The sequence below is a fragment of the Streptococcus sp. CSL10205-OR2 genome (genome assembly GCF_025660655.1).
In the GTDB taxonomy this organism is placed as follows: Bacteria; Bacillota; Bacilli; order Lactobacillales; family Streptococcaceae; genus Streptococcus.
The window spans coordinates 50,181-74,507 of sequence record NZ_JAOTIN010000003.1 but is presented as its reverse complement, the minus strand read 5'-3'; the positions used below and the strand labels follow the sequence as shown (position 1 = coordinate 74,507).

At 34.4% G+C, this 24,327-nt stretch carries 26 protein-coding genes and 6 tRNA genes; 5 read left to right on the top strand and 27 right to left on the bottom strand.

What is annotated here, in order from left to right; all coding sequences use genetic code 11:
* Positions 1-164: 164 nt before the first annotated feature.
* The 8 genes from N7659_RS02715 to N7659_RS02680 form a co-directional block, all read right to left on the bottom strand.
* A complete protein-coding gene (locus N7659_RS02715; protein WP_263275693.1) occupies positions 165-419 on the bottom strand; it encodes a DUF1912 family protein in 255 nt (84 codons plus the stop codon).
* 111 nt (positions 420-530) lie between these two features.
* Positions 531-601 (bottom strand) — tRNA-Thr (locus N7659_RS02710).
* Positions 602-717: 116 nt separating this feature from the next.
* Entirely contained in the window at positions 718-1,254 is a 537-nt protein-coding gene (locus tag N7659_RS02705; protein ID WP_263275692.1) for an Asp23/Gls24 family envelope stress response protein, read from the bottom strand.
* A gap of 39 nt (positions 1,255-1,293) precedes the next feature.
* Positions 1,294-1,839, bottom strand: coding sequence for an Asp23/Gls24 family envelope stress response protein (locus N7659_RS02700; protein WP_263275691.1), 546 nt, complete (start codon positions 1,837-1,839; stop codon positions 1,294-1,296).
* 12 nt (positions 1,840-1,851) lie between these two features.
* A complete protein-coding gene (locus N7659_RS02695) occupies positions 1,852-2,043 on the bottom strand; it encodes a DUF2273 domain-containing protein (protein ID WP_018370258.1) in 192 nt (63 codons plus the stop codon).
* Between the two features lie 18 nt (positions 2,044-2,061).
* A complete protein-coding gene (amaP, locus tag N7659_RS02690) occupies positions 2,062-2,649 on the bottom strand; it encodes an alkaline shock response membrane anchor protein AmaP (RefSeq protein ID WP_263275690.1) in 588 nt (195 codons plus the stop codon).
* A gap of 17 nt (positions 2,650-2,666) precedes the next feature.
* Entirely contained in the window at positions 2,667-2,906 is a 240-nt protein-coding gene (locus N7659_RS02685; protein ID WP_263275689.1) for a GlsB/YeaQ/YmgE family stress response membrane protein, read from the bottom strand.
* A 34-nt stretch (positions 2,907-2,940) separates the two neighbouring features.
* Positions 2,941-3,183, bottom strand: coding sequence for a GlsB/YeaQ/YmgE family stress response membrane protein (locus N7659_RS02680; protein WP_263275688.1), 243 nt, complete (start codon positions 3,181-3,183; stop codon positions 2,941-2,943).
* Positions 3,184-3,547: 364 nt separating this feature from the next.
* Between N7659_RS02680 and N7659_RS02675 the strand changes: the two genes are divergently transcribed.
* Entirely contained in the window at positions 3,548-6,268 is a 2,721-nt protein-coding gene (locus N7659_RS02675) for a transglutaminase domain-containing protein (protein WP_263275687.1), read from the top strand.
* A gap of 56 nt (positions 6,269-6,324) precedes the next feature.
* Here the strand turns inward: N7659_RS02675 and N7659_RS02670 are convergent, their stop codons facing one another.
* Positions 6,325-7,608: an MATE family efflux transporter gene (locus N7659_RS02670; protein ID WP_263275686.1), complete on the bottom strand. Its 1,284-nt coding sequence runs from the start codon at positions 7,606-7,608 to the stop codon at positions 6,325-6,327.
* A gap of 360 nt (positions 7,609-7,968) precedes the next feature.
* Here N7659_RS02670 and N7659_RS02665 point away from each other — a divergent pair, with 360 nt between their 5' ends.
* Positions 7,969-8,517: an NADPH-dependent FMN reductase gene (locus N7659_RS02665; RefSeq protein ID WP_263275685.1), complete on the top strand. Its 549-nt coding sequence runs from the start codon at positions 7,969-7,971 to the stop codon at positions 8,515-8,517.
* A gap of 104 nt (positions 8,518-8,621) precedes the next feature.
* On the opposite strand, the gene N7659_RS02660 is transcribed toward N7659_RS02665, so the two are convergent.
* The 5 genes from N7659_RS02660 to N7659_RS02640 are packed head-to-tail and all read right to left on the bottom strand — an operon-like array spanning position 8,622 to position 13,053.
* The gene (locus tag N7659_RS02660) at positions 8,622-9,026 is read right to left on the bottom strand and encodes a PTS sugar transporter subunit IIA (protein WP_199567759.1); all 405 of its coding nucleotides are present in this window, start codon (positions 9,024-9,026) and stop codon (positions 8,622-8,624) included.
* Between the two features lie 16 nt (positions 9,027-9,042).
* Complete coding sequence (locus tag N7659_RS02655; RefSeq protein ID WP_263275684.1) at positions 9,043-9,870, bottom strand: PTS system mannose/fructose/sorbose family transporter subunit IID; 828 nt, start codon at positions 9,868-9,870, stop codon at positions 9,043-9,045.
* Complete coding sequence (locus N7659_RS02650; protein ID WP_263275683.1) at positions 9,857-10,750, bottom strand: PTS mannose/fructose/sorbose/N-acetylgalactosamine transporter subunit IIC; 894 nt, start codon at positions 10,748-10,750, stop codon at positions 9,857-9,859. Before N7659_RS02650 ends, N7659_RS02655 begins: the two co-directional genes overlap by 14 nt.
* A 30-nt stretch (positions 10,751-10,780) precedes the next feature.
* Positions 10,781-11,263, bottom strand: coding sequence for a PTS system mannose/fructose/N-acetylgalactosamine-transporter subunit IIB (locus N7659_RS02645; protein WP_263275682.1), 483 nt, complete (start codon positions 11,261-11,263; stop codon positions 10,781-10,783).
* A 23-nt stretch (positions 11,264-11,286) separates the two neighbouring features.
* Complete coding sequence (locus N7659_RS02640) at positions 11,287-13,053, bottom strand: glycoside hydrolase family 35 protein (protein WP_263275681.1); 1,767 nt, start codon at positions 13,051-13,053, stop codon at positions 11,287-11,289.
* A 203-nt stretch (positions 13,054-13,256) separates the two neighbouring features.
* Here N7659_RS02640 and N7659_RS02635 point away from each other — a divergent pair, with 203 nt between their 5' ends.
* A complete protein-coding gene (locus tag N7659_RS02635) occupies positions 13,257-13,967 on the top strand; it encodes a GntR family transcriptional regulator (protein WP_263275680.1) in 711 nt (236 codons plus the stop codon).
* A 31-nt stretch (positions 13,968-13,998) separates the two neighbouring features.
* Here the strand turns inward: N7659_RS02635 and N7659_RS02630 are convergent, their stop codons facing one another.
* From N7659_RS02630 to rlmD, 5 genes are all read right to left on the bottom strand, one after another.
* On the bottom strand, positions 13,999-15,171 hold the full coding sequence (locus N7659_RS02630) for an SIS domain-containing protein (protein WP_263275679.1): 1,173 nt from the start codon (positions 15,169-15,171) through the stop codon (positions 13,999-14,001).
* A 39-nt stretch (positions 15,172-15,210) separates the two neighbouring features.
* Positions 15,211-15,927: a GntR family transcriptional regulator gene (locus tag N7659_RS02625; protein ID WP_263275678.1), complete on the bottom strand. Its 717-nt coding sequence runs from the start codon at positions 15,925-15,927 to the stop codon at positions 15,211-15,213.
* A gap of 176 nt (positions 15,928-16,103) precedes the next feature.
* Entirely contained in the window at positions 16,104-16,877 is a 774-nt protein-coding gene (locus N7659_RS02620) for a nucleoside phosphorylase (RefSeq protein WP_263275757.1), read from the bottom strand.
* Between the two features lie 84 nt (positions 16,878-16,961).
* Complete coding sequence (locus tag N7659_RS02615; protein WP_263275677.1) at positions 16,962-17,927, bottom strand: FAD:protein FMN transferase; 966 nt, start codon at positions 17,925-17,927, stop codon at positions 16,962-16,964.
* A gap of 62 nt (positions 17,928-17,989) precedes the next feature.
* On the bottom strand, positions 17,990-19,357 hold the full coding sequence (rlmD, locus tag N7659_RS02610; RefSeq protein WP_263275676.1) for a 23S rRNA (uracil(1939)-C(5))-methyltransferase RlmD: 1,368 nt from the start codon (positions 19,355-19,357) through the stop codon (positions 17,990-17,992).
* A gap of 33 nt (positions 19,358-19,390) precedes the next feature.
* On the opposite strand from rlmD, the gene recX reads away from it, so the two are divergent.
* Complete coding sequence (recX, locus tag N7659_RS02605) at positions 19,391-20,170, top strand: recombination regulator RecX (RefSeq protein ID WP_263275675.1); 780 nt, start codon at positions 19,391-19,393, stop codon at positions 20,168-20,170.
* Between the two features lie 81 nt (positions 20,171-20,251).
* Positions 20,252-20,785: a DUF402 domain-containing protein gene (locus N7659_RS02600; RefSeq protein ID WP_263275674.1), complete on the top strand. Its 534-nt coding sequence runs from the start codon at positions 20,252-20,254 to the stop codon at positions 20,783-20,785.
* 68 nt (positions 20,786-20,853) lie between these two features.
* On the opposite strand, the gene N7659_RS02595 is transcribed toward N7659_RS02600, so the two are convergent.
* The 8 genes from N7659_RS02595 to oppC form a co-directional block, all read right to left on the bottom strand.
* Positions 20,854-20,925: transfer RNA gene (locus N7659_RS02595), tRNA-Glu, on the bottom strand.
* A gap of 17 nt (positions 20,926-20,942) precedes the next feature.
* Positions 20,943-21,016, bottom strand: a tRNA-Ile gene (locus N7659_RS02590).
* 12 nt (positions 21,017-21,028) lie between these two features.
* A tRNA-Thr gene (locus N7659_RS02585) sits at positions 21,029-21,101 on the bottom strand.
* Positions 21,102-21,104: 3 nt separating this feature from the next.
* Positions 21,105-21,177: transfer RNA gene (locus tag N7659_RS02580), tRNA-Lys, on the bottom strand.
* Between the two features lie 29 nt (positions 21,178-21,206).
* Positions 21,207-21,279 (bottom strand) — tRNA-Asp (locus N7659_RS02575).
* A gap of 114 nt (positions 21,280-21,393) precedes the next feature.
* Positions 21,394-22,323, bottom strand: coding sequence for an ATP-binding cassette domain-containing protein (locus N7659_RS02570; protein ID WP_263275673.1), 930 nt, complete (start codon positions 22,321-22,323; stop codon positions 21,394-21,396).
* On the bottom strand, positions 22,316-23,386 hold the full coding sequence (locus N7659_RS02565; RefSeq protein ID WP_263275672.1) for an ABC transporter ATP-binding protein: 1,071 nt from the start codon (positions 23,384-23,386) through the stop codon (positions 22,316-22,318). The genes N7659_RS02570 and N7659_RS02565 overlap by 8 nt, the downstream gene beginning before the upstream one ends.
* Positions 23,387-23,402: 16 nt before the next feature.
* Entirely contained in the window at positions 23,403-24,323 is a 921-nt protein-coding gene (gene oppC, locus N7659_RS02560) for an oligopeptide ABC transporter permease OppC (RefSeq protein WP_263275671.1), read from the bottom strand.
* Between the last annotated feature and the right edge of the window lie 4 nt (positions 24,324-24,327).

Genomic DNA, 24,327 nt, shown 5'->3' with positions numbered 1-24,327 from the left:
TGGCCCGCTACTTTTAGTTATTTCATTCATCACTCAGCAACTAGCTCTGGTTTTTCTGTGCGGGTTTCTCAGCAAGACCGCTCTCTGTAACAGATGATAACAAAGCACCTCTGATGTCCTTATTCTAACAAACAGGAAAGAAAATAGCAAGTCCTTTATCTGTTTTAATAATGCCTTTCAGAAGAAAAATGGTCTGGTAAATCATGAAAATCTTTTCTTTGATGATAATTGGCAAATTTACCTTGTAAAAATCGATAAGCATCTAAGCGACTCTCATAACGGATGATAGCTTCTTTTGCTTTTTCGTCACCATAAGTGTCATAAACGTTTTCACTTTCAGTTTTTGCCATGTCATTAACCATAACTTGAGTATTTAACCATTCTTCAAATGCTTTTAAGAATTCTTGTTCGTATGTCATCACTTTTTGCCTCACTCGTTTTAATCTTCTTTATTATATCAAAAATAATCATCAAGATAATACTTCATCTTATAAATGAAAAACAGTCAGAACATCTGACTGTTTTATTTTTGCCACCACCGAGAATCGAACTCGGAACGGAGCATTACCATTGCTCTATTATACCATTTAACTATAGCGGCTACCTCAATATAATACTATATTCTCTCATTAAAAGCAAGCCCATAAAAGATTATTTATTCTTATTTTAAAACACAAAAAAAGAAGATGATAAGCCACCTTCTTTTTATTATCACTATTATTCAACACGTGATTTAGCTAAGTTTTCTTTGACATTTTCTGTTCCATCTACAACTGCATCTTTAGCTTTATTAGCTGTATCAGATGCTAATTCACCAGTTGATTGTGCTACGTTAGAAAGACGATCTTGAAGAGAGACTTTATTTTTTTCAAATTCTTCTTTTGTTTGAATGTCAACAACATTGATGTTAACTTCAATGACTTCAAGATGAGTCATTTTTTCAACGTTTTTAGCAATAACTGCTTTCATCTCATCAGCAATTTTAGGAATATCTTTATCGTATTCTACGATGATATTTAAATCAACAGCGACTTGTTTTTTACCAACTTCAACGTTAACACCATCAGTTACTGATTCAGAGTTAACCAATTTTTCTTTAAGGTTTGCAAAGAAACCGCCATCAACAGATAATAGACCGTCAATTGTTTTTAAGGCATGACCAACAATTTTTTTGATAACTTGTTCTTCATAAGATACCTCACCTTTTAAAACTGGAGTTGCTGCTTGTTTGTTTTTATTTGTTTCGTTAGACATATATTTTTCTCACTTTTCTTTTTATTTTTATTTAATTTCTTATAAGACACGCGGTTCAGTTGGTTCAGCTACTTTTTCCAAAGAACTACTTACACCTGATTTCAATTTACCAAATTGTTCTGAAGTTGCTTCACCCGTAGCACTTGCTACCCCTGAAACACGATCTTGTAAACTAACTGAATCTGCTTCATGTTGTTCTTTAGTCTTAATGTCAACAACTTTAACATTGACTTCAACAACATCCAAATCAGTCATTTCTTTAACTTCTTTTTCAATAATTGATTTAATATTACGATAAACTGTTGGCACATGTTTTTGATATTCTACAATGATATTCAAATCTACTGCTACTTGTTTAGTTCCAACTTCAACATGAACACCATCTGTTACTGATTCAGTGTTAACTAGTTTTTCTCTAATATTAGAGAAAAAACCACCATCGACTGCTAAAAGACCATCAATAGAAGCTATTGCAATACCAATAATCTTCTCGATAACTCTTTCTTCATAAGTCAATTCACCTCTAACGTCACTAACCTTTTTAGGGGTTTCTGTAACAACTGTTGATTTTACTTCATTCGCCATCTTTTTCTCCTTTTAACGATTTTTGTTAATAAACTTATCTAAGAGACCTGTTGTTTTTAAATAAAAACCAACAAAAGCTCCCAAACCAATACAAATCAATAATAATAAGGTTTTAAAAAAACCAACTGATATAATAAAAACTGCCATAAGGAGGCCAACAATTCCTCCCAAAATTGGGTATTTATATTTTTCAAAAAGTTCCATTTTTTCTCCTAATTTCTACTAAATAACACGTGGTGCAACAGGTTCTTTATCAGGTGCTTTAATCTTTTTAACTGATATTTCAAATTTTACAGACTGGTTTAAGCCAAAGAACTCTTTCAACCCTTTTTCGATATCAGCCTTAATTTGACTCACCTCTGGAATAACATTAACTCTTGACTCAAGAGTTCCTGATACAATTACTTTGAATTTACGCTTATATAATTTAACAGAAACATTAGGAGTTTCCATTATTTCTTTGTTGTTAATCAAAGAGCGAACGAAACCTTCAATTGCTGACTTACTCAGTAATAGAGTTCCTTGTTTTTCTTTCAAATCAATCTCAGTTTTAGTTCTTGGGTAGAACAATACGACTAAAATAGCAATAACGATGACTACAAATAGTACTAATGACACCCAAAAAAGATATTGTGAAACAAGTCCACCTTTAAATATTGACAGATAGGAAGGAAGTTCTATCTGAAATTGTAGCCAATTCATATAATTGGGTAAGACTACACTATGAGCATTTATAAGAATAATTGCTCCTAGGAAAGTCAAAACTACTATTCCTATCAAAAAACTAATAATTTTAGTTAATTTAGACATTCGTTATAAATTTCCTCCTATTTTGATTTCAATTTAGAAACCACTAATACTAAGATAACTGCTCCGATAATTGATGGAATGATTGCCATCCCTGCGAGCATTGGTCCCCAATTACCTAATAGTAATTGACCAATAAATGATCCGACAAGTCCTGCAACAACATTTGCCACTAAGCCCATTGAATCACCTTTTTTAGTAATAGCTCCAGCAATAGCTCCGATAATACCACCTACAATTAATGACCAAATTAATCCCATAATATTTCTCCTTTTTAAAATAGTAAAAAATTAATTATTTTTTTGCTGTAATTGCTGATACAATCGCAACAACGATAACTGCTCCGATAATTGATGGAATGATTGCCATCCCTGCGAGCATTGGTCCCCAATTACCTAATAGTAATTGACCAACAAATGATCCGACAAGTCCTGCAACAACATTTGCCACTAAGCCCATTGAACCACCTTTTTTAGTAATTGCTCCAGCAATAGCTCCAATAATACCACCTACAATTAATGACCAAATTAATCCCATAATGTTTCTCCTTTTGATATAAAAATTTCCTAAATTATATAAATTTATATAAATTAGATTATCTAGTTAAACACTATATATTAAGTTTAGTATGTTTTTAAATAATAGTCAATTAATACGCTTATAAAATGATTTTATTTTCAAATTTTTATTTTTCCATTTTGCTTATATTGATACAAATAAGTAATAATATTAACTTTTGTTAGCCACTAAAAATAGTTTAATATTATTAAGTTGTAATGATGTGAAGCTATTCTATGCTTATTCCCCCCCTTTTCATAGTAATTATTTATACCAAAATGTATTGAGTAATCATCTGTTTTATTGTAAAATATAAGTAATATATACAAAAAAAGGAGATAACATGAACGTCAAAAAATCATTATCAAAAGCGATGATTTTATCACTAACTTCTGGAGCTATTTTAGTGGCTCAAGATGGATTAATACCACTAGATAATTCCTTTAGCATTACTGCTTTTGCAGATAGCAAAGTAGATAATCAACAAATCAATACGGATGCTTTAGAATTTATTAAAGCATATGCTGAACCAACAGCTTATACACGTTGGGATGAAACACTTCCAGGGTTAACCATGACAAAAGCACAAGAAGAAGAACTAAATGCTTTTGTTAGAAATGAAATTATTAAAAATCCTAATGATAGCGATATTAATAAAGCCGAGCAAATTTTTAATTGGATTACCAGTAATGTCAAATACGCTACCGGCAATCAAAATCCAAGAGCTAATCCTTATGAGGTTATGAAAGAAAAAATTGCCGTCTGCGGTGGTTACTCTAATCTTTATAAAGCCATGTTAAATGCTGCTGGCATCCCTTCTGTTGTTGTCTATGGAACTATTCCATCAGGAAGTACCGTTAATAATTTACTGCTAGACCCAGCTCATCAATGGAACGCTATGTATATCGATGGGGAATGGTATTATTCTGATAGTACTTGGGGAAATGGTTATTTTAAAAAATCAACAGCTGATTTCTCAAAAGATCATAAAACGACTAACATTCATAGAGTCACATATAAAGACAATCAATTAACACTTGGCTTTGAAAATAGCGGTTTGTCTGTTGTCAATATTAGTGGTAATAATGAAGAAATAACAATTCCAGATACTTCCTCTAATTCTCCTATTATTGCCTTATCAGCTCAATTATCAGCCAATAATAAATCACTTAAAAAAATTATTCTTGGGAAAAATATTAAACACTTTGAATCTGCTGCTCTTGATTTTGAAAACCTAGATTCAATTGAAGTGTCACCAGAAAACCGTTGGTATAGTGCTAGAGAGGGTGTCCTTTTTTCAAAGGATTTATCAACAATTGTTTATTATCCTAAAAATAAAAAGGAAACCACTTTTACTATTCCAAAAGAAACAAGAAGCTATGATGAAAAACAAACCTTCCAAAACCCTCATCTCACTAGCTTCATCGTTGAAGAAGGAAATCCTAATTTTTCAGCTTATCAAGGGGTATTACTTAATAAAGATCAAACAAAATTACTGACCGTTGCTGAAGGAGCAACTGAAGCAACTATTCCAGGTTCCGTTTTGCTAGATAACATTGCACTATCTTTCAAACCAAATCTAAAAACAGTTACTTTAGAAGAAGGTATTACGACTATTCCTGATTATGTTTTTAATGGTTCTGAGCATTTAACAACTGTTAATATACCTGATTCAGTCACTACTATTAATGCCAATGCCTTTTTTGGTATACCAACTAATAAACTAACACTAGTTGGTAGTGAGCAATCAATAGCAAAAGAATTTGCACAACAACACAAGATTGCCTTTCGTTCTAATCAAGCAAACGACCAAGTAGCTGAAGATGAGGATATCAAAATCAAGGTTCAAAAACTAATTGACGATGTTGGTCATGTCAGAGAAATTGACTACACTCCTGAAAGCTTTGCACCATTCCAAAATAAAATTTCTGAATTAGGTGCCTTACTGGCCAGAGATTCTTTCACTATGAACGAATTGGACAGTTTAATTGAAAGTATTTACCAGGCTTATGGTAATCTAGTACCAAAAGAGAGCATTGATAAACAGCTATTAAATGAATTCTTAGCAGCTAAAGAAGCTTATGATACTATTAAAAATAGCATTGATCCAAATGTGCCACTTTCTCGACAAACCTTAGACAGACTAAATGAAGCAATCATTACCTATAATAATGCTCTTGAAGCTGCTAAAGAGGCTATTCAAGATATTGCTATTTTGGAACAATTAAATGCTTATAGTACTATTGAAGAACGACATTTTGAATGGAACGTGCCAAAAACAGCACCTAAATCTGAGGATGCACCAGAATTCAATGGTAAATTAGAAGAAAAAGTCCCTGAAAATGCGCCAACAGTTAAAGATGCACCGGAATTCAATGGCAAGCTTGAAGATAAAACACCTGACAATGCACCTAGTGTTGAACAACCAATTGCTGAGTCAAGTGTTCCTAAAAATGCGCCAACCGCTGAAGACAAACCTAGCATCGAATGGGAAATCCCTAAAAATGCACCTAGTGTTGAACAACCAATTGCTGAATCAAGTATCCCTAAAAATGCACCAACAGTCGAAGATTTACCGGAATTCGATGGCCTATTAGAGGAGAAAGTTGCCGAAGTAGCACCAACAGCCGAAGATCTACCGGAATTTAATGGTCCTTTAGTTGAAAAAGTTCCTGAAGTGGCTCCAACAGCTGAAGATCTACCGGAATTTAATGATTCTTTAATTGAAAAAGTTCCTGAAGTGGCTCCAATAGCTGAAGATAAACCTAGTATCGAATGGAAAAATCCAGACAATGCACCTAGTGTTGAGCAAACAACTGCTGAGTCAAGTGTCCCTAAAAACGCTCCGACAGCTGAGGATAAACCAGAATTTAAAGGAACACTAGATGACAATAATACTACAGATAAAAAAGAAACTTTAGAAAATAAACCTTCTAAACAAGAACAAACTAAAGAAACTCTTCCTAAAACTGGAGATTCTAACACTTTCTCTTTAGTTGCTTTCTTAGCTGTTATCGTTAGCATAGTATTAGGAACTGTTAATAGCAAAAAAGAAAGTCGTTAGTTTTTATTGAAAATAAAATCTCAACATCTGAAGGATGCTGAGATTTTTTTATTTTCTTATTCTAATGTATTAATAATACCTTTTTTAATTTTATTATAGAAAAATAGTGAGATAAACATGGAGACAACCTCAGCGACAAAAAAGGCCCACCACACATTATTAACATTTCCCGTCAAAGACAGTAACCAAGCCGTTGGACTTAAGATAACTAATTGACGATATAAAGATGTCATTAAAGAGTAAATACTCTTTGAAAAAGCTGCAAACACTCCACTAATGGTTATCCCTACGGCAGCCATTGGAAATGATAAAGCAATGATCCGTAAGGCTGCAATTCCAATTGTTTCCATTTTTGGTGTTGCGTTAAACAGGGATAGTAGTTCTTTTGGAAATAGCTCTAAAATGATTAAACCAATCACCATAATAGTAATGGCTAAAAGCATGGCAAATTTAATGGCTTGATTTATTCTCTCTTTTTGACGCGCCCCATAATTATAAGCTAAAACTGGCACTAAACCACCATTTAAACCGAAAATAGGCATAAAGAAGAAACTTTGCAGTTTAAAGTAAACACCAAAAACAGCTACTGCTGTGGTTGAAAAGCCAAGTAGTATCTGATTCATGATAAGTAGCATCAAAGAACCAATTGAAACCATCAAGGTTGAAGGGATACTGACAGAATATATTTTAACTATAGTAGATTTAATTGGATGCAAAATACCCTTTAAAGATAACTGAATATCCTTATTAAATTTAATATTAAGGTATAGAGCTAGCATAGATGCCATTGCTTGTGCCAAAATTGTTGCAATAGCGGCTCCGGTAACACCCATAGCAGGAAAACCAAAGTAACCAAAAATGAGGATTGGATCTAAAATAATATTTAGCACAGCTCCAAATATTTGAGAATACATACTAAGGACAGATCTGCCAGTCGATTGTAACAAGCGTTCAAACGTGATTTGAGCAAAAGCACAAAAACTGAAGACACAAATAATAGTTAAGTAAGATTGACCATATTCAGCAATAACCTCATTTGAGGTTTGAAGCATCATCAAAGGTCTGACAGCAAAAAGACCAATTGCCAAGAAAATTAATGAATGACAAGTATTTAAAAAAATCCCTGTGTTAGCAGCATCACTAGCACCACGAGAATCTTTTTCCCCTAATTTTTTAGACAAAAGAGCGTTTATCCCAACACCTGTTCCAGCAGCAACAGCAATTCTGAAGTTTTGTACTGGAAATGCTAGTGAAATAGCTGTTAAAGCATTTTCATTAATTTGCGCAACAAACATGCTATCAATAATGTTATAAAGCGCTTGAACTAGCATTGAAAACATAATAGGCAATGAGATATTAAAAATTAATTTTTTGATGGACATCGTGCCCATTTTATTCGTTTCTGATACTTGAGTAATATGAAACACCTACCATTCTTTTCATTATCGTTTTGTCTTATAAGACAGAAATAACAAGAGAATAAGCCTTCTATCTCAAAAAGACACTAGATTAATATATCATAATTCATTTAAAAAATCATTGATTTGATTCCTGAATTTTCCTATTAATTTAAAGAAAAAGTAAAATATAAAATAAAGCTCGATAAATTATTTTAGTTTTTTTGAACAAAACCCTTTACAAATGACAAAATTATAGATATAATTATTTCATATTCTAAATAATTTTTAAGGAGAAATTTTATGTCTAAAAAAATTCTTTTCATCGTAGGATCATTACGTAAAGAATCATTTAACCACCAACTTGCTAAAGAGGCTGAAGCTCTACTTTCTGGAAAAGCTGAAGTATCATACTTAGACTTCTCTGAAGTACCTGTCTTTAACCAAGACCTTGAATCACCAGTACTTCCAGCAGTTGCAAAAGTACGTGAAGAAATCCAAGCTGCTGACGCTATCTGGATTTTCTCTCCAATTTACAACTTTGCTGTTCCAGGCGCAGTTAAAAACCTTTTAGACTGGGTATCACGTGCGTTAGATCTTTCAGATCCAACTGGACCATCTGCAATCAACCAAAAAGTTGTGACTGTTTCTTCAGTTGGTAATGGTGGACATGAGCCATTGTTTGCTGAATACAGCAAAATGCTTTCATTCATCCGTACAAATGTTGTTGGTGACTTTACAGCATCTAAAGTTAATCCTGAAGCTTGGCAAACAGGTAAACTTGAAGTTGCTGAAGACGTAAAAGAAAATCTTAAAAAACAAGCTGACGTTCTTCTTGAGTCAATCAACTAGAACGAAAAAAAACACCGCTTCAGCGGTGTTTTTTTTTGTTGATTTTTTACCAAAAAAACAGACCTACAAATGTAGGTCTGTTTGGATACTTAAAGACTTATTGATTATTCATCTTCGTCATCATCATCACTAAATAGCACGTCATTAACATGTTGAATATTTGTTGTACCAAATTCTACAATATCAACATCTTGGTCAAGTAAAACACCATTCAAGAAACCGATAACCATTGGCATATTCATACCTACATAGAAATCGAATTTCTTACCTTCAAGCATCATTCTTGAAACGACGTTTGCTGGTGTTCCACCAAGGAGATCTGCAAAAACAACAACGTTTTCAAGACCTTCAACAACTGCTTCTAATTTTTGACGAAAATCATCTGGGCCTTCTTCTGGTAAAAGACTAACCGCATGAATATTTTCTTGAGGGCCCATAATCATCTCTGTACTTTTTTTCAATTCTTCACAGAATAATCCGTGACTAACTAAAACTAAGTGTTTACTCATTCGATTTGCCTCCTAATTAGACTGTAAAGATTTCAAAACCAAAGAAGTTAGTAATAAGTTTTGAACCGATAGCGATTGCGATAACAACAAAGATTGCTTTTGTTGAAGTCATACCTTTACGGCCAAGTAACCAGTAAACAAATCCTGCAAACATAGCTGGTACAAGTCTTGGGAAGATTTTGTCAAGAGTGCTTTGAAGATCAAATGTAACACCACCAAAGTCTTGAGCAAAACCAAATTTAAAGTTAATCATTGTTGCGATAAGTGCACCAACCATGAATACACCAAGAACAGTTGCAGCATCAGTAAGAGCTGATAATCTGTGTTGCATTGTTGTAACAAGGTTTACCCCTTCTTTGTAAGCAAACTCTAATTGTTTCCAACGGAAAACGTTGATTGCCATAGCTACAGCTACCCAAAGGAAGATACCAACTGGGTTTCCTTCGATTGCAAGACCAGCAGCCAAACCACCCATGATAGCTGGTACAGTTGCACCAAACAAAGCATCACCGATTGCGGCAAATGGTCCCATCAAACCAGTTTTGATACCTGTAACAGTATCTTTTGATTCAGTACCTTCATTTTCTTCCAAAGCAAGGTCAATACCAGTAACGATAGTGTGGAAGAAGTTTGAAGTGTTAAAGAATTGCGTATGTGTACGCATCATTTCTAACAATTCTGGAGTGTTATCTCCATACATTTTACGAAGTTGAGGCAAGATCATGTAAAGGTAACCTGATGCTTGCATACGCTCATAGTTCCATCCTAATTGGAAAGTAAATAAACTACGACGATTAACTTGATTAAAATCAGCTTTTGTTAATTTGTAATTAGATTTCGTCATCTTCAATTTCCCCACTTTCTGATTGAGTAGTAGAAGCTACTGCTACAGGAGCGCTAACTGCGTTTTTGTAGCTAATTCCTGCTAACGCAAAACCGATAACAGCAATACCGATCATTGGAAGACCGTTAAATTGTGCTCCACCTAATGCTTCTGCGATTTCTGATACAACACCTACACCACCAGCAAGAGTACCGATGTATCCGTAAAGAGTTGTAAGCATAGCAGTAATAGCAAAACCTAAACCAAGGTATAGAAGGTTTTTCTTAACTGGAAGGTAACGAAGTAAGATAGCAAAACCGACACCAGGAAGCATTTTACCTGCAAGGATAAGACCATCAGCCATCCATTGTGCATTATTAGTAATCCAGTCAGAGATATTTCCAACGGCATCTCCACCAAGTGCAAGTGCTAAGAATACTGGAAGTGCACGAGAAAGTGCCCAAGGAATTGCACCTAATAGGTAGTTAATTTCGATTCCTTTATAGTTGAAGTTTTCAACATGTTTGTCGATACGGTGTGCGAAGTAAGTAGTTGAGAAACGACCTAATACGTCTGTGTATACCATAAGTGCCGCAACAGGTACCGCAATTGCAGAGATTGCAAGTTCTCTGTCCATTCCTGTACCAACTGAGAATGCAGTCGCAAGAAGAGCTCCTGAAGTTGCGTCGATACGAGAAGCACCACCAAAGGTACCTACACCAAGAACAACGAGTTGCAAGCTACCACCGATGTATAGACCAGTAGCCACATCTCCCATTACAAGACCTGCGATAAAACCTGAGAATACAGGTGAACCAGCAGATGAAACAATTGTTAACTCATCACAGATTTGGTATGCTGAGTAAAGAGTTAAAAGTAAAATTTGCCACCATTGAATCATGGTTGTTTCCTCCTTTTATTTGGATAAAAATTATAACTTATTAAGTAAAGGCATGAAGTCGTTGATTGGATCACTTGGAACCATTTGAGCAGTTAAGTGAACACCTTTAGCGTCAAGTGCTTTGAATGCTTCAATATCACTATCCACGACATTAATGCTACGTGTAACAGAACGAGTTTCTTCTGTTTGAGACATATTTCCTACATTTAATTCAGTCAATGGTACTCCGTACTCAACTAAACGTAAGAAGCGATCAGGTCTTCTAGCCACAATAAGTAAACGTTGTGCGTCATATTTACCAGCCATAATGTTATTAGCTGCTTTTTCAACAGGTAAAATACTTAATTTTACTCCTGGTGGAACAGCCAATTTAAGACCTGCTTTTTCGATAGCATTCTCAGCAACTTCATCATCAATTACCATAATTCTAGTAATTCCTAAAGAAGTTGACCAAAGGTTTGCTACTTGACCGTGAATTAGACGACCATCAATTCTTGAACCAATAATTGCCATGATTTTCCTCACTTTTCTTTTTTTTATAATATTACAGGCTTTTCTGAAAAAGTTATACTTTCCACGAATTGTCCTTCAGTTTCGAAGACGACAATCTCATTATCTCCCTGCTTTAAGTATCCATGTGGTAAATAAAGAGAAAGTATAGGTCCCTTGTTCCAGAAACGACCAATATTAACATTGTTTACAAAGACAACACCTTTTCCAAATCCAGACATGTCAAGATAAGTATCTTTAACATCATCTATTGTAATCTGATATTTGTAGAAACTTGGTGTTCCTTCTTGCCACTCTTGATTAAAATCAACTTTAGAGAGATTTTCAAGAGGTAATGGATAAATTTTCCAGTTACCAATGTAGTGCAAGTCGGCTATGACACCTCTGCCCAGACCTTTTTTCTGAGTCGGTGCTGTTAATTTGTGTCCATAATTAACACGCCCCATGTTTTCTACCAATATCTTAAGATGAGTTTCGTTACTTTCTGGAGTGAATAAAATATCCTCTCCAATCTCTTCTTGATATTGTGTTGTCACTAACTTATCATCAGCATAAAGTTTTATTCTATCTCTAGCATCAATAACACGTAATCTTTCTTCGTCAGCTTTATCTTTTTCGATAACAGTGTGATAGAGAGTGTAACCAGTGTTTTGACCAATTTCTTCCATATTTAATGGATAGAAAGAAGAGACGTAATCGCTTTCATTTTCGATCAATGAAAACAGACTCACTTTATCCTTTAACTCTGCTTTATCATAAGCTTTTGCCTTCTTAATGAGGGGTTCGCTATATGATAACTCTGGAAATCTTTTCTTCATGAGATTTTGAAGAGCGTAAAATTTCTTACTAGGATTTCCCGCTTCATCTAAAATAGCATCGTAATCATAAGATGTTACTTGAGGTAAGTCTTTTTGACCTCTTGCTGAACATCCGTTCATGAAGCCAAAATTGGTTCCCCCATGAAACATATATAGATTGACACTACCAATTTCTAAAGCATCCATAACAGACTGGGCTAATTCATCCGGGTCGCGTCTAATAACATCTTCACCCCAACGATTGAACCATCCATCCCAAAATTCCATACACATGAGTGGCCATTTTTTACCATACTCATCAAAGAAATCTTGCATCATTTTAAAGTTTTCTTGTGCTTTAGAACCAAAGTTTCCTGTCGGCAGAATATCATCTTCTATCAGGCTTCCTGCTCTTAAAGTAGCTCGCCATGGACCATCTGATGTGAAAAATGGTGCATCAACACTTCTTTTTTCCATCATCTTTTTGATTGCTCTAAGATACTCTTTTTCTTCCCCATAAGAGCCATATTCATTTTCGATTTGGAACATCAGAATGTTTCCACCTCGATTTAATTGACGCTTAGCTAATTTAGGGATGAGAAACTCATAGTAATCATCAACATGTTGCAAGTAAGTAGGATCCGACGTACGAATACGCATGTTTTCTTTAAGAAGCCATGCAGGTAGACCACCAAATTCCCATTCTGCACAAATAAATGGTGAAGGGCGAACAATAGCGTAAAGACCAAGTTCTTGTGATAAGTCTAAGAATCTTTCAACATCGAGAATGCCTTCGGATGTAAACTGCCCTTTTTGAGGTTCATGCATATTCCAAGGAATATAAGTCTCAACAGTGTTAAATCCCAAAGCTTTTAGATTATATAGCGATTGATACCAATCATCCGGATGAACTCGAAAATAATGAATACTACCAGACATAATCTTGATGGGTTTATCATCTATATAAAATTGATCAGAAATCTTAAACTGAGGCAAACGCTTCACCTCCCATTTCTTTTTAAATTTTACATTATTATATTAACATATCTGAGTGGTTATATCAAGTTATTTTTTCAAAAAAAATTTTTCTATTTTACTTTTTTAAAAAATATTTAGTATAATAATATTTATAAAAGGATTTGTTAAAGAATTATAAGATCAATCAGTTTTACATTTTATAAGTTAGGAAGTGACGTAATATGAAAATACCTAAATACCAAATGATTCAAGATGAACTTCGCCAACAGATTATTAACGGTAAATTTGAAAATGGTGACAAATTTTATACAGAATTAGAACTAAGAGAAATTTATAAGGTTAGTTCTATTACTGTCATTCGTGCAATGAATGAACTGGTCAAAGATGGTTACTTGGTTCGCCAGCAAGGAAAGGGAACCTTTGTCTCTCGCTCAAGAAAAGGAAAATTGGTCGGCTTTTCAGATATTGAACTGTTCCCTTTAAAAAATGATTCTGTTACTGTTCTTTCTATTGAAAAAGGCAATGACCCTGACTATATTAAAAAATTAGAATTAGGTAAAAATGATTACTACTATAAGATTGTGAGACTAAGAAAAGCTGACAAACAGCCTTATATTTACCAACAATCTTATATCCCTGCTCGTTATATTTTAAGTCCTAATAAACCACTATCCCATTATAATTCTATTTATAAACGCTTCAGAGATGATTTTAATATCCACATGTCTGAGGAACCTTTTGTTGAAACTAATGAAGTTAGTCTTCCTACTCCAAAACATATCGCTAGTGCTTTGAAGCTAAAAACGAATGAACCAAGTATTAAACAAATCAAATTAACAAAACGTAGCAATAGTGAGGAAGTTTTAGAGTATATCGAAAGCTATAAACATTGGAAATACTTTAAATTTGAAATTACTGCTAACGAGCAATAAAAAAACTGGTTTAACCAGTTTTTTTTATTTTTTATTTATATTCGTGAATGATAACACCTTTAACGACACGGTTCACGGTTCCTGTTTTAGAAGGTGTATCAGGTGTGTTTTTTACTTTCACAGCAGTCATAAGTGAAATCATTTGAGCAACAAATACGTCTGCTAAACTAAGGTAAGCATCTGGAAGAATGACATCAGATTTTAACTCAAACGTATCACCTGAGAACGTTAAATCTCCTTTTTGTCCTACAGCAAGTGTTTTAAGAGCAATTTGATCGCCATAAACTTCCTCAATTAAATCAATATCATATTGTCTTGTGTAAGGATTGTTGTGGATAAAGTCGATAAGAAGAGTTTTCTCGTTAACAAATGATTTTGGACCATGTCTAAAGCCCATTGAAGAGTCAAACATAGTAGCAACTTTACCAGCTGTTAATTCAAGAATCTTAAGTTGTGCTTCTCTTGTTAAACCAGATAAAGAACCAGAACCAAGATAAACAATACGGTCAAAGTCTAAATCAACAATAGCTTTGACGATATCTTCTCTATCAAGAACGTCATGAGTAATCTCTGCTAAATAATTAACAAACGTTTCTTTTTCAGCCAATGAATGCTTAGTGTCAAAGGTCAATAAAGTTGTTAATAACATACATGAAAAACTACCAGTCATTGCAAAACCAGCATCATTAGACAATTCTGGCATCAATAATAGAAGATTATTATCATCACCTTCAGCATTTTTGGCTAATTGACCTTCTTTTGCACAAGTAATTGTTAAATGGAAAACAGAAGGTACGAGTTGATTTGCTAATTGAACTGCTGCAACGCTTTCCGGGCTATTACCACTACGTGCAAATGACACTAACAAAAGTGTTTCATCTTCAAATAAGTGCTCATAAGGAACAGATACCAAATCTGTTGTTCCAACACTTTCAAAAATAAAGCGACTACGATCACCATGATGTTTTAAGAAAGGTAGGGCTGTATCACCAACATATTGAGAAGTTCCAGCACCTGTAAAGATTACCTTAACACGTTTATTTGGACTAGCTGCTTTTACTTTATCTAAGAAAGTAGCAATTTTTTCTTGATGTTCTTTAAATAAACCAAAAGCCTCTTGCCAAAGTTCAGGCTGTTGCTTGATTTCCTTAGTTGTAATCTTAGCACCTAATTTTTCTAGTTGTTCATCACTATATTGAAACATTATTTTCTCCTTTTTATTTTTATTTCTGATAGTTATCAGTTAGGTTTTATGATGTGTGATTTTGTATCTAAATTGGTCAGCACGCGCAATACTAAAGGTAAATTCAATGATATGATTTTTAGTATTAAACGTTTTGCGGACAATATGTAAAACAGGACTTCCTGATTTAATTTTTAAAAATTTAGATTCACGATCAAGTGCAATACTTGCAAAGAATTCTTCTTCTGCCGTTCTAATGGTCTGACTATAATCATCAGAAAAAATCTCGTAGAGAGGTTTTTCATAAAGACGTTCACACCTTAGACCTTTAAAAATATCTTTTGGGATATAAGAACGCTCGACCATCATCGGAACATCATCGGCAATCCGTAACCGTTCAATTTCGTAGACCATATCATTTTGAGAAAGATTTAGCTGTTTAGCGATATAATCAGAAGCCTTAACCTCACTAAAAGAGAGAATTTCAGTTTTAGGAACTTTTCCTAGATTTCTCATGTGGTCGGTAAAACTGTAAGATGCTGACAAGTCAACCGTACTATCGCTAGTTTCAGCAACAAATGTTCCTTTACCATGCTTTTTATAGATCAAGCCTCTAGTTTCTAATTCCTGTAAGGCCAATCTCACGGTCATTCGACTGACACCATATTGATTAGTCAATTCACGTTCAGACAATAATTTATCATTGGGAGAAAACAATTCTTTTATCTTTTGCGCTAGTGTATCAGCTAGTTGTAAATATAATGGTTTTTCACTCATCGTCTTCTCTCCTTTCACTGTCTGGTTATAACCACATATCCAGTATAATATATTAATATAGAGGAGTCAAGGGGAAAATGTGATTTCTAAAAATTTTTTTAATCTTTCAAACTCTTATTTTATCAAGAAGATAACGTTTTCAGTCACTATGGCAATTTTTTCTTGTGAGATTAGTTTCACTCTTTCTCAAATAGTGTCAGTGCCAACTTTATCGCTAGTTGACCAATCTTATCCTTTCTTTCTAAATCAGTATGATTGCTGAGACTTCTTTCATCCCAAACTTCAGTATCTAGATTATCAGCCGAATAAAAGAGTTGTACATGGTTAATTCCTCTAAATTGGCTCATGGCAGCAATCGCTGAACATTCCATATCGACACAAATGGCTCCTTCTGTCTTTCTTTGTTTCATTTTATTAGCTGTTTCTCGGTAAATACCATCTGTTGTCCAAACTTTTCCTATTTGATAGGAGACTTTTTCCTTATCCAAAAAGGCTGTCATTTCCAATAGAAATGCCTTGTTAACAGGTACTTCACGACTAGCTTTTAGATAGTGATAACTAGTGCCCTCATCTCTAATGGCAGAGCTTGGTATGATGATAGAGGTTTCTTCTATAGTAGCATCTAAGACACCACATGTTCCAAACACCAACAAATTTTTCATCCCCATAGCAATCAAATCTTCTAACACAGCAACACAAGCAGCTGATCCAACATAGGAATTGAAAAAGCCAATACGAGTCCCTTCTATTGTCAAGACATAGATTGGTATTTCCATATTAGCCATTGTTGTTGTCGTTAGGACTTGGTGTGGCAACTGGTGCAACAGTCTCTTAAAGGTCTCACGCGCAAAACAGGTGATAACTGTTTGAGGGAAATCCTCAATGGGTTCAATAATGTCTTCTGGATTAATAATCGCCTTTTTTGCTTCATCAAATTCTGTTAAAATCATTGGTAGTCTCTCTTTCATTGATTTGTTATATCCTATCAAAAAGAAAATAAAAAAAGAAGTCGCTTTTAACAAGTAACTTCTTTTTTAACTATTTTTTTGTTTCAATTCTGGGTGTTGATAAATCAGTTTCTTTTTTAAGGAATGTGATAAATAAAGTTCTTTATTAGTCGTTAAGATCAGTACTTCCATTTCCTCTAAAGCATCTACTATCGCCAAGATTTCTTTGGGTGTCTTTCCATATAAACGGCTGGTCCAAATTTCTCCATCTAAAGAGCTTTTTGAAATAATCGTCAAACTAACAACATCAGTTTTTAGAGGATGGCCTGTTTGTCGGTTAATCAGATGATGATAGCTTTTGCCATCAATCATTGATTGTCTTTCATAGGTCCCAGAAGTGACAACCGACTGGTTTTTTAAGCTTAAAACAATACTATCTACTCCTTTTTTATGGTAAGGATTTCTGATACCGACACGCCAATAACCATCAGCACTATTTGGATTGTCTCCATATAAAAGCACATTACCACCAAGATTGATGACAGCTGATCTAACCCTATTTTTTTGGTAAAAAGCCTTTAATTTATCAGTACTATAGCCTTTAGCAAGGGCACCCAAATCAAGAGCCATCCCTTTTTGGGCTAGAAAAACAGTTTGATTGGTTCTATCTAGCACAATCTGGTAAGGATTAGTCAGAGTCAAAGCTTTTTTAATAGCATCTGGTGAAGGTTTCTTGGCATCTTGAAAACCAATACGCCATAAACGGATAACTCCGCCTAAAGCAATGTTTAATCCACTATCTTTTGCTAAACTATGGGTTTTGCCAATGCTTATCAATTCAAACAAGTCGGGATGAACTTGTTGTGGCTGGTGACAAGCATTAGTATTGATGGCTGTTAGTTCAGAAGTTGAGCTGTGTGCATTAAAACGCTGTTCATACTCTTTTAAAAGTTTTTCTGATTGCTTCATCACATCAGATTGATTGATGGCAGTGATCGACAAATCAATCACCGTTCCCATCAGTTTAAATCGTTTAGATAGCTGTTTTATCATGTTAGTCCTTAATCTTTTTAGAAGCAGTTCTACGCTGATTGAAGGTGTTACTCTCTTAGTTACTATATGCATTCACTACTTTTTTTCACTAATTTCACTACCGCCTCGGTTCTTGCAGTATGAGGGAACATGTCAACTGATTGGATATACTTAACATCATAGACACTGACTAGTTTGACTAAATCTCTTGCTAGAGTAGAAACATTGCAAGAAACATAGACCATTTTTTCTGGCTTATAAGTAGTAATCGTCTTTAATAGTTTATCATCTAATCCAGTTCTTGGAGGATCAACAATTAAAGCCGTTGCTTGGTATCCTTCTTGGTACCATTTTGGAATAATTTCTTCTGCTTTTCCCGCTTCATAGTAAGTATTAGTAAATCCCATTTGTCTAGCATTGTTTTTGGCATCAACGATAGCTTCTTTAATGATGTCCATTCCTCTAACAGAAGCCACCTTGTCCGCAAAGGCAAAGCCGATGGTCCCAACACCACAGTAAGCATCGATAAGATGATCTTTTTTTGATACATCTAATGCCTTAATAGCTTCTTGGTAGAGGTTTTTTGTTTGCTCAGGATTAAGTTGGTAAAAAGCTCTTGGTGATAGAGAGAATTGATAATCAAGAATACCTTCTTTAATACTTTCTTGTCCCCATAAAAGCTTTGTTTTGTCACCATAAATATCACTTTTTTTAGAGGTATTAATATTCATAGAAACCGTTTTAATGTTTTCAAATTCATCAACCAATACCTTAATAATAGGCTTAAAATCAAGGACTTTACTAGTCACAAAAAGGATCTGAACTTGGCTAGTTTCTCTTGCTTTTCTAATCATAACCGTTCTGACACCAGCTGTTTTTCGCTCATCATAAATAGGAAAATGAAACTCTTCTAACAATTCAGAAATGCGATTAATGATGGTTTGTGTCACTTTGTCTTGAACAAGGCAATCCTTAATGGCAACAAGACGATGAGAATTTTCCGCAAAAAGACCAGCATGAACCGATTGACCAAATCGTCTCGTCTGAAATTGTAACTTGGCCCGATAATGTTTTGGTTCTTTCATACCAATCGTTGGTCTAATCTCAAATCGTTCAAAGCCTTGAGGTTTAAATTTTTTCAAGGCTTGCTTTAAAAGGTCTGCCTTGAAATCTAATTGTTTGTCATAACGAAGATGCATGATTTGACAACCACCGCACTCCTCATAGATAGAACATTCTGGTGTCACACGAAATTTTGAGGTTTTATTGATTTTAAGCAATTTGGCTTCGGCAAAATGACGTTTGACTGCAGTAATTTGGCAAAAAACATCCTCTCCTTTTAAGGCTCCTTTGACAAAAACCAATGTTTTCTTATAAAACCCAATACCTTCTCCGTTGATTCCCATTTTTTTAATTTTTAAAGGAATCCTTTGTTTTACTGTTAAATTCATGCTTCTATTTTACCATTTTGATATAATAAAAACATGAAAATTAGCCGATTAGAAAAGAAAAAACGCCTTTATCTGTTAGAATTAGATAAAAAGGAACAACTTTATATCACAGAAGATACCATTGTCCGCTTTATGTTGACTAAAAATAAAGACATTGATGAAAAAGAGTTAGAGGCCATTAAAACCTTTGCTCAGTTTTCCTATGGTAAAAATCTTGCTCTTTATTTTCTCTCCTTTAAACTACGAACTGAAAAAGAAGTGACTGACTATCTGTTAAAACATGATATTGACAAAACTAGTGTTTCATCGATTATTCAAGAATTAAAAGATGACAACTGGCTTAATGATCAAAAATATAGTGAAACACTGATTGAACAATCTCTTAAATCTGGAGATAAGGGACCTTATGTGCTGACTCAAAAACTAAAACAAAAAGGGTTAGACGAAAAAATAATTGCACAAACCATTGAGCAGTATGATTTTACAGAGGTTGCTCAAAAAACTGCACAAAAGTTACTAAGAAAACACGAAGGTCGACTTCCTGTCAATGCCCTAAAAGATAAGATTACTCAAGCTCTTGTCACCAAAGGCTTTTCTTATGCTGATGCGAAAATAGCATTTGAGACATTAACTATTGAAGATGATGATGACAATGATGATGCTTTGATTCAAAATGAAGTTGAAAAACAATATCGAAAATATAGCAGACGTTATGATGGTTATGAGTTAAAACAAAAACTCACACAAGCTCTTGTGAGAAAAGGGTTTGATTATGATAGCATCAAAACAGTCCTTCGTGACTATCTTGACTGAGAATTTCACAAAGCGTGCTTTTTCGGTTAAATTGTGATAAACTAGTTAAGGACAACGTTAATTGTAGAAAGTTGGTAGGCCATGAAGACTCCTAAAGAAGGCGACTTTATTACAATTCAAAGTTATAAACATGATGGCAGCTTACACCGGACGTGGCGTGAAACAATGGTTCTTAAAATAACTGAAAATGCTATTATTGGCGTAAATGACCATACTTTAGTCACTGAAAATGATGGTAGACGTTGGGTAACAAGAGAACCAGCTATCGTCTATTTTCATAAAAAATATTGGTTTAATATCATCGCTATGATTAGAGATGATGGTGTCTCCTACTACTGTAACCTGGCTAGTCCTTATGTATTAGATGCTGAGGCTCTAAAATATATTGACTATGATTTAGACGTCAAGATCTTTACAGACGGCGAAAAAAAACTGTTAGATGTCGATGAATATGAAAATCATAAAAAAAAGATGAACTATTCATCTGATATCGATTTTATTCTGAAAGAAAATGTCAAAATATTGGTTGATTGGATTAATCATCAAAAAGGTCCGTTCTCACAATCATATGTTAATATTTGGTATAAGCGTTATCTTAGACTGAAGAATAAATAAAGTTGTCAAGCATCCATAAATATGGGTGTTTTTTTCAATAAAAAAAGAATCATTGCTGATTCTAAAAATAGTCCGTACGGGATTCGAACCCGTGTTACCGCCGTGAAAAGGCGGTGTCTTAACCCCTTGACCAACGGACCATATTTTATTACATACATGGGCACGAGTGGACTCGAACCACCGACCTCACGCTTATCAGGCGTGCGCTCTAACCACCTGAGCTACGCGCCCAATTTATGAAAATGCCGGCTACATGACTTGAACACGCGACCCTCTGATTACAAATCAGATGCTCTACCAACTGAGCTAAGCCGGCAAATGACCCGTACTGGGCTCGAACCAGTGACCCATTGATTAAAAGTCAATTGCTCTACCAACTGAGCTAACGAGTCTTACTTTATTTTTGTTATATTCTAACAAACGGTCCCGACGGGAATCGAACCCGCGATCTTCGCCGTGACAGGGCGACGTGATAACCGCTACACTACGGGACCTTTAGCTTCATTCTTCTAATTAAAGAAGCAACTATTATATTCTATCATCTGCTACTATCATTGTCAATCTTTTTTTTAAAAAACCACTTACAAAATAGTAAGTGGTTTAATTTGTTATTTCTTTAGTTTTTCTCTGTAAGAATCAATTTCTTTTGTATTTCCCCAAACAAAGTGGTTTGGCTTGATTTCAACCATTGTTGGTTTGTCAACAGAATAATCATGTTGATCAGCATCATACACGATTAATTCCTTTTGACGTTCCAAAATAGGATCTGGAATTGGAACGGCAGACAATAATGATTGTGTATAAGGATGAATAGGATTTCTAAACAATTCTTCTGTTTCAGCAACTTCTACAATAACACCTTTGTGAATAACAGCAATACGATCTGAAATGAAACGAACCACTGATAAATCGTGGGCGATAAAGAGATAAGTTAAACCAAGTTCTTTTTGCAATTTCTTCAACAAATTTAAAACTTGCGCTCTAACTGAAACATCCAAGGCAGAAATAGGCTCATCAGCAATAACAAAGTCAGGATGCATGACAAGCGCTCTTGCAATACCAATACGCTGTCTTTGTCCCCCTGAAAACTCATGCGGATAACGCGTTAAATGTTCTGGTAAAAGACCTACCGAATTAATCATTTCAGTCACTTTATTTTTACGGTCTTCTTCATTGTCATATAATTTAAAATTGTGAAGGCCCTCTGAAATAATGTAATCCACAGTAGCACGTTCGTTGAGACTGGCTGCTGGATCTTGGAAAATCATTTGAATTTTACGAATCACATCTCTTTGTGTTTCTCTACTGGTTTTACCATTAATTTTTTGCCCTTCATAAAGGATATCACCTTTACTTGTGGGGTTTAAGCCAATGATAGCACGGCCAATAGTTGTTTTCCCTGAACCAGACTCACCAACTAATGAAAAGGTTTCTCCTTTATTAATGAAAAAATTAGCATTTTTAACAGCAACAAATTTTTTCTTTCCTTCACCAAAAGAAATTTCTAAATCTTTAATTTCAACTAATTTCTCAGCCATTTTGTTGCTCCTCCAAAATCATTTTATTTTTAATTTTCTCATGTAAGTTTTGAATTGCCTCTGGCTTTTCAACTTTAGGAGCATCTGGATGAAGTAACCAAGTTTTTGCCCAATGAGAATCAGTGATTTGGAAAACAGGGGGATGTTCTTCAAAATCAATTGTCATAGCATAATCTGACCTTAAAGCAAAAGAATCACCTTTTAATTTAGTGTAAAGAGATGGAGGTGTTCCTGGGATAGAGAATAACTCACCATGATCATCTGCTAATTGAGGAAGGCTTGATAAAAGACTCCATGTATATGGATGACGAGGGTCATAGAAAACATCTTCAATAGTACCAAATTCAACAATTTCTCCAGCATACATAACGGCTACTTTATCAGCAATACTTGCCACAACACCCAAGTCATGAGTGATAAAAATAGTTGTAAATTTATATTCTCTTTGCAGATTTTTTAGCAAATTAATAATTTGTGCTTGAATGGTCACATCTAGAGCTGTTGTCGGCTCATCACAGATTAAAATATCTGGCTTACAAGCAAGAGCAATGGCAATAACAATTCTTTGACGCATACCACCAGAATATTGGAATGGGTATTCATCAAAACGCTTTTCAGCTTCTGGGATACCAACCTTATTCATGTAGTCGATAGCTAGTGTTTTGGCTTCTTGAGCTGATGTTTTTTGATGTTTAATAATAACTTCTGTAATCTGACTACCTATTGTTTTAATTGGATTTAAGCTTGTCATAGGATCTTGGAAGATTGTGGCAATTTTCTTTCCTCTAATTTCTCCCCAATCCTTATTACTTGTTAGAGTGGTTAAATCTTGTCCTCTATATATAATACTTCCAGAAGCTATGCGACCATTTTCTTCTAACATTCCGGTAAAGGTTTTAGTTAAAACAGATTTTCCTGAGCCAGATTCCCCAACTAAAGCAAGAACTTCTCCTTCTTCTAATTCTACGGATACGCCACGAATTGCGGTAAGAACCTTGTCTCGGACGTCAAATTCTACCACCACATCCTTGGCAGATAATATTACATTTTTTTCTTTTGACATATATATCTACTCCATTCTATGAGTGTGAACGTGGATCACTTGCGTCTGCCAGATTTTGACCAACAATATAAAGTGACAACGAAACTAAAACAAGTGTTGTTAATGGAATCCAGAAAAGATATGGATTCGTGGTTACGTTTTGAGAATAATTTGAAATCAAACGACCCAAACTTGGAACAGTAACTGGCAATCCTAATCCAAAATAAGATAAGAAAGCTTCTACCGAGATAAATCCTGGTAACATTTGTGACATTTGTGTCACGATAACTGAAATTAATTGTGGTAATAAGTTTTTTGTCACCATTTTAAAGGTCGAAGTTCCAAGCGTTCTACTAGCCAAATTGTATTCCAAATCACGATAACGAAGAATTTGAACACGAATAAAATAGGCAACACTAATCCAACCGGTTATTGTCATGGCAAGAACCAAGTTCCAAAAACCAGCACCTAATGAATAAGTTAAAACGATGATGATAAGTAATGAAGGAATATTGATAATGACATTATAAACCTCAATCATTACCATATCTACTTTTTTAGAAATTCCCCAAATTCCTCCGACAATTATCCCTACAAAAAGATTAATAAAAGTAGCAATAAACGAAATCAAAATAGAATTTCTTGCGCCAAACCATACACCGTCAAAAAGTGAATGACCATTTTTGTCAGTTCCAAACCAATATTCAGCATTTGGTGAGATGTATCTAGCCGAAAAATCGTTAATTTTACTTACATCGTTAAAATCATAGTCCGAAAACATTGGGTAAATAAAGCTAATCAAAAGAATCAAAGCTAAAATACCACTCATAATCATTGTCGATTTTTTCTTCCAAAATTCAGCGAAAACTGATTTCCAATAAGAATAACTTGGTGCATCAATGACCTCAGAAGCAAAATCATCTCTTTTGACAAATTGAAATTTATTTTTATCAACCATAGAC

What these genes read in the sequence shown, in the direction of transcription:
- N7659_RS02715 (WP_263275693.1), bottom strand. Translation starts at nt 419, where the DNA reads ATGACATACGAACAAGAATTCTTAAAAGCATTTGAAGAATGGTTAAAT.
- N7659_RS02705 (WP_263275692.1), bottom strand. Translation starts at nt 1,254, where the DNA reads ATGTCTAACGAAACAAATAAAAACAAACAAGCAGCAACTCCAGTTTTA.
- N7659_RS02700 (WP_263275691.1), bottom strand. Translation starts at nt 1,839, where the DNA reads ATGGCGAATGAAGTAAAATCAACAGTTGTTACAGAAACCCCTAAAAAG.
- N7659_RS02695 (WP_018370258.1), bottom strand. Translation starts at nt 2,043, where the DNA reads ATGGAACTTTTTGAAAAATATAAATACCCAATTTTGGGAGGAATTGTT.
- amaP (WP_263275690.1), bottom strand. Translation starts at nt 2,649, where the DNA reads ATGTCTAAATTAACTAAAATTATTAGTTTTTTGATAGGAATAGTAGTT.
- N7659_RS02685 (WP_263275689.1), bottom strand. Translation starts at nt 2,906, where the DNA reads ATGGGATTAATTTGGTCATTAATTGTAGGTGGTATTATCGGAGCTATT.
- N7659_RS02680 (WP_263275688.1), bottom strand. Translation starts at nt 3,183, where the DNA reads ATGGGATTAATTTGGTCATTAATTGTAGGTGGTATTATTGGAGCTATT.
- N7659_RS02675 (WP_263275687.1), top strand. Translation starts at nt 3,548, where the DNA reads ATGAACGTCAAAAAATCATTATCAAAAGCGATGATTTTATCACTAACT.
- N7659_RS02670 (WP_263275686.1), bottom strand. Translation starts at nt 7,608, where the DNA reads ATGTTTTCAATGCTAGTTCAAGCGCTTTATAACATTATTGATAGCATG.
- N7659_RS02665 (WP_263275685.1), top strand. Translation starts at nt 7,969, where the DNA reads ATGTCTAAAAAAATTCTTTTCATCGTAGGATCATTACGTAAAGAATCA.
- N7659_RS02660 (WP_199567759.1), bottom strand. Translation starts at nt 9,026, where the DNA reads ATGAGTAAACACTTAGTTTTAGTTAGTCACGGATTATTCTGTGAAGAA.
- N7659_RS02655 (WP_263275684.1), bottom strand. Translation starts at nt 9,870, where the DNA reads ATGACGAAATCTAATTACAAATTAACAAAAGCTGATTTTAATCAAGTT.
- N7659_RS02650 (WP_263275683.1), bottom strand. Translation starts at nt 10,750, where the DNA reads ATGATTCAATGGTGGCAAATTTTACTTTTAACTCTTTACTCAGCATAC.
- N7659_RS02645 (WP_263275682.1), bottom strand. Translation starts at nt 11,263, where the DNA reads ATGGCAATTATTGGTTCAAGAATTGATGGTCGTCTAATTCACGGTCAA.
- N7659_RS02635 (WP_263275680.1), top strand. Translation starts at nt 13,257, where the DNA reads ATGAAAATACCTAAATACCAAATGATTCAAGATGAACTTCGCCAACAG.
- N7659_RS02630 (WP_263275679.1), bottom strand. Translation starts at nt 15,171, where the DNA reads ATGTTTCAATATAGTGATGAACAACTAGAAAAATTAGGTGCTAAGATT.
- N7659_RS02625 (WP_263275678.1), bottom strand. Translation starts at nt 15,927, where the DNA reads ATGAGTGAAAAACCATTATATTTACAACTAGCTGATACACTAGCGCAA.
- N7659_RS02620 (WP_263275757.1), bottom strand. Translation starts at nt 16,877, where the DNA reads ATGATTTTAACAGAATTTGATGAAGCAAAAAAGGCGATTATTAATCCA.
- N7659_RS02615 (WP_263275677.1), bottom strand. Translation starts at nt 17,927, where the DNA reads ATGATAAAACAGCTATCTAAACGATTTAAACTGATGGGAACGGTGATT.
- rlmD (WP_263275676.1), bottom strand. Translation starts at nt 19,357, where the DNA reads ATGAATTTAACAGTAAAACAAAGGATTCCTTTAAAAATTAAAAAAATG.
- recX (WP_263275675.1), top strand. Translation starts at nt 19,391, where the DNA reads ATGAAAATTAGCCGATTAGAAAAGAAAAAACGCCTTTATCTGTTAGAA.
- N7659_RS02600 (WP_263275674.1), top strand. Translation starts at nt 20,252, where the DNA reads ATGAAGACTCCTAAAGAAGGCGACTTTATTACAATTCAAAGTTATAAA.
- N7659_RS02570 (WP_263275673.1), bottom strand. Translation starts at nt 22,323, where the DNA reads ATGGCTGAGAAATTAGTTGAAATTAAAGATTTAGAAATTTCTTTTGGT.
- N7659_RS02565 (WP_263275672.1), bottom strand. Translation starts at nt 23,386, where the DNA reads ATGTCAAAAGAAAAAAATGTAATATTATCTGCCAAGGATGTGGTGGTA.
- oppC (WP_263275671.1), bottom strand. Translation starts at nt 24,323, where the DNA reads ATGGTTGATAAAAATAAATTTCAATTTGTCAAAAGAGATGATTTTGCT.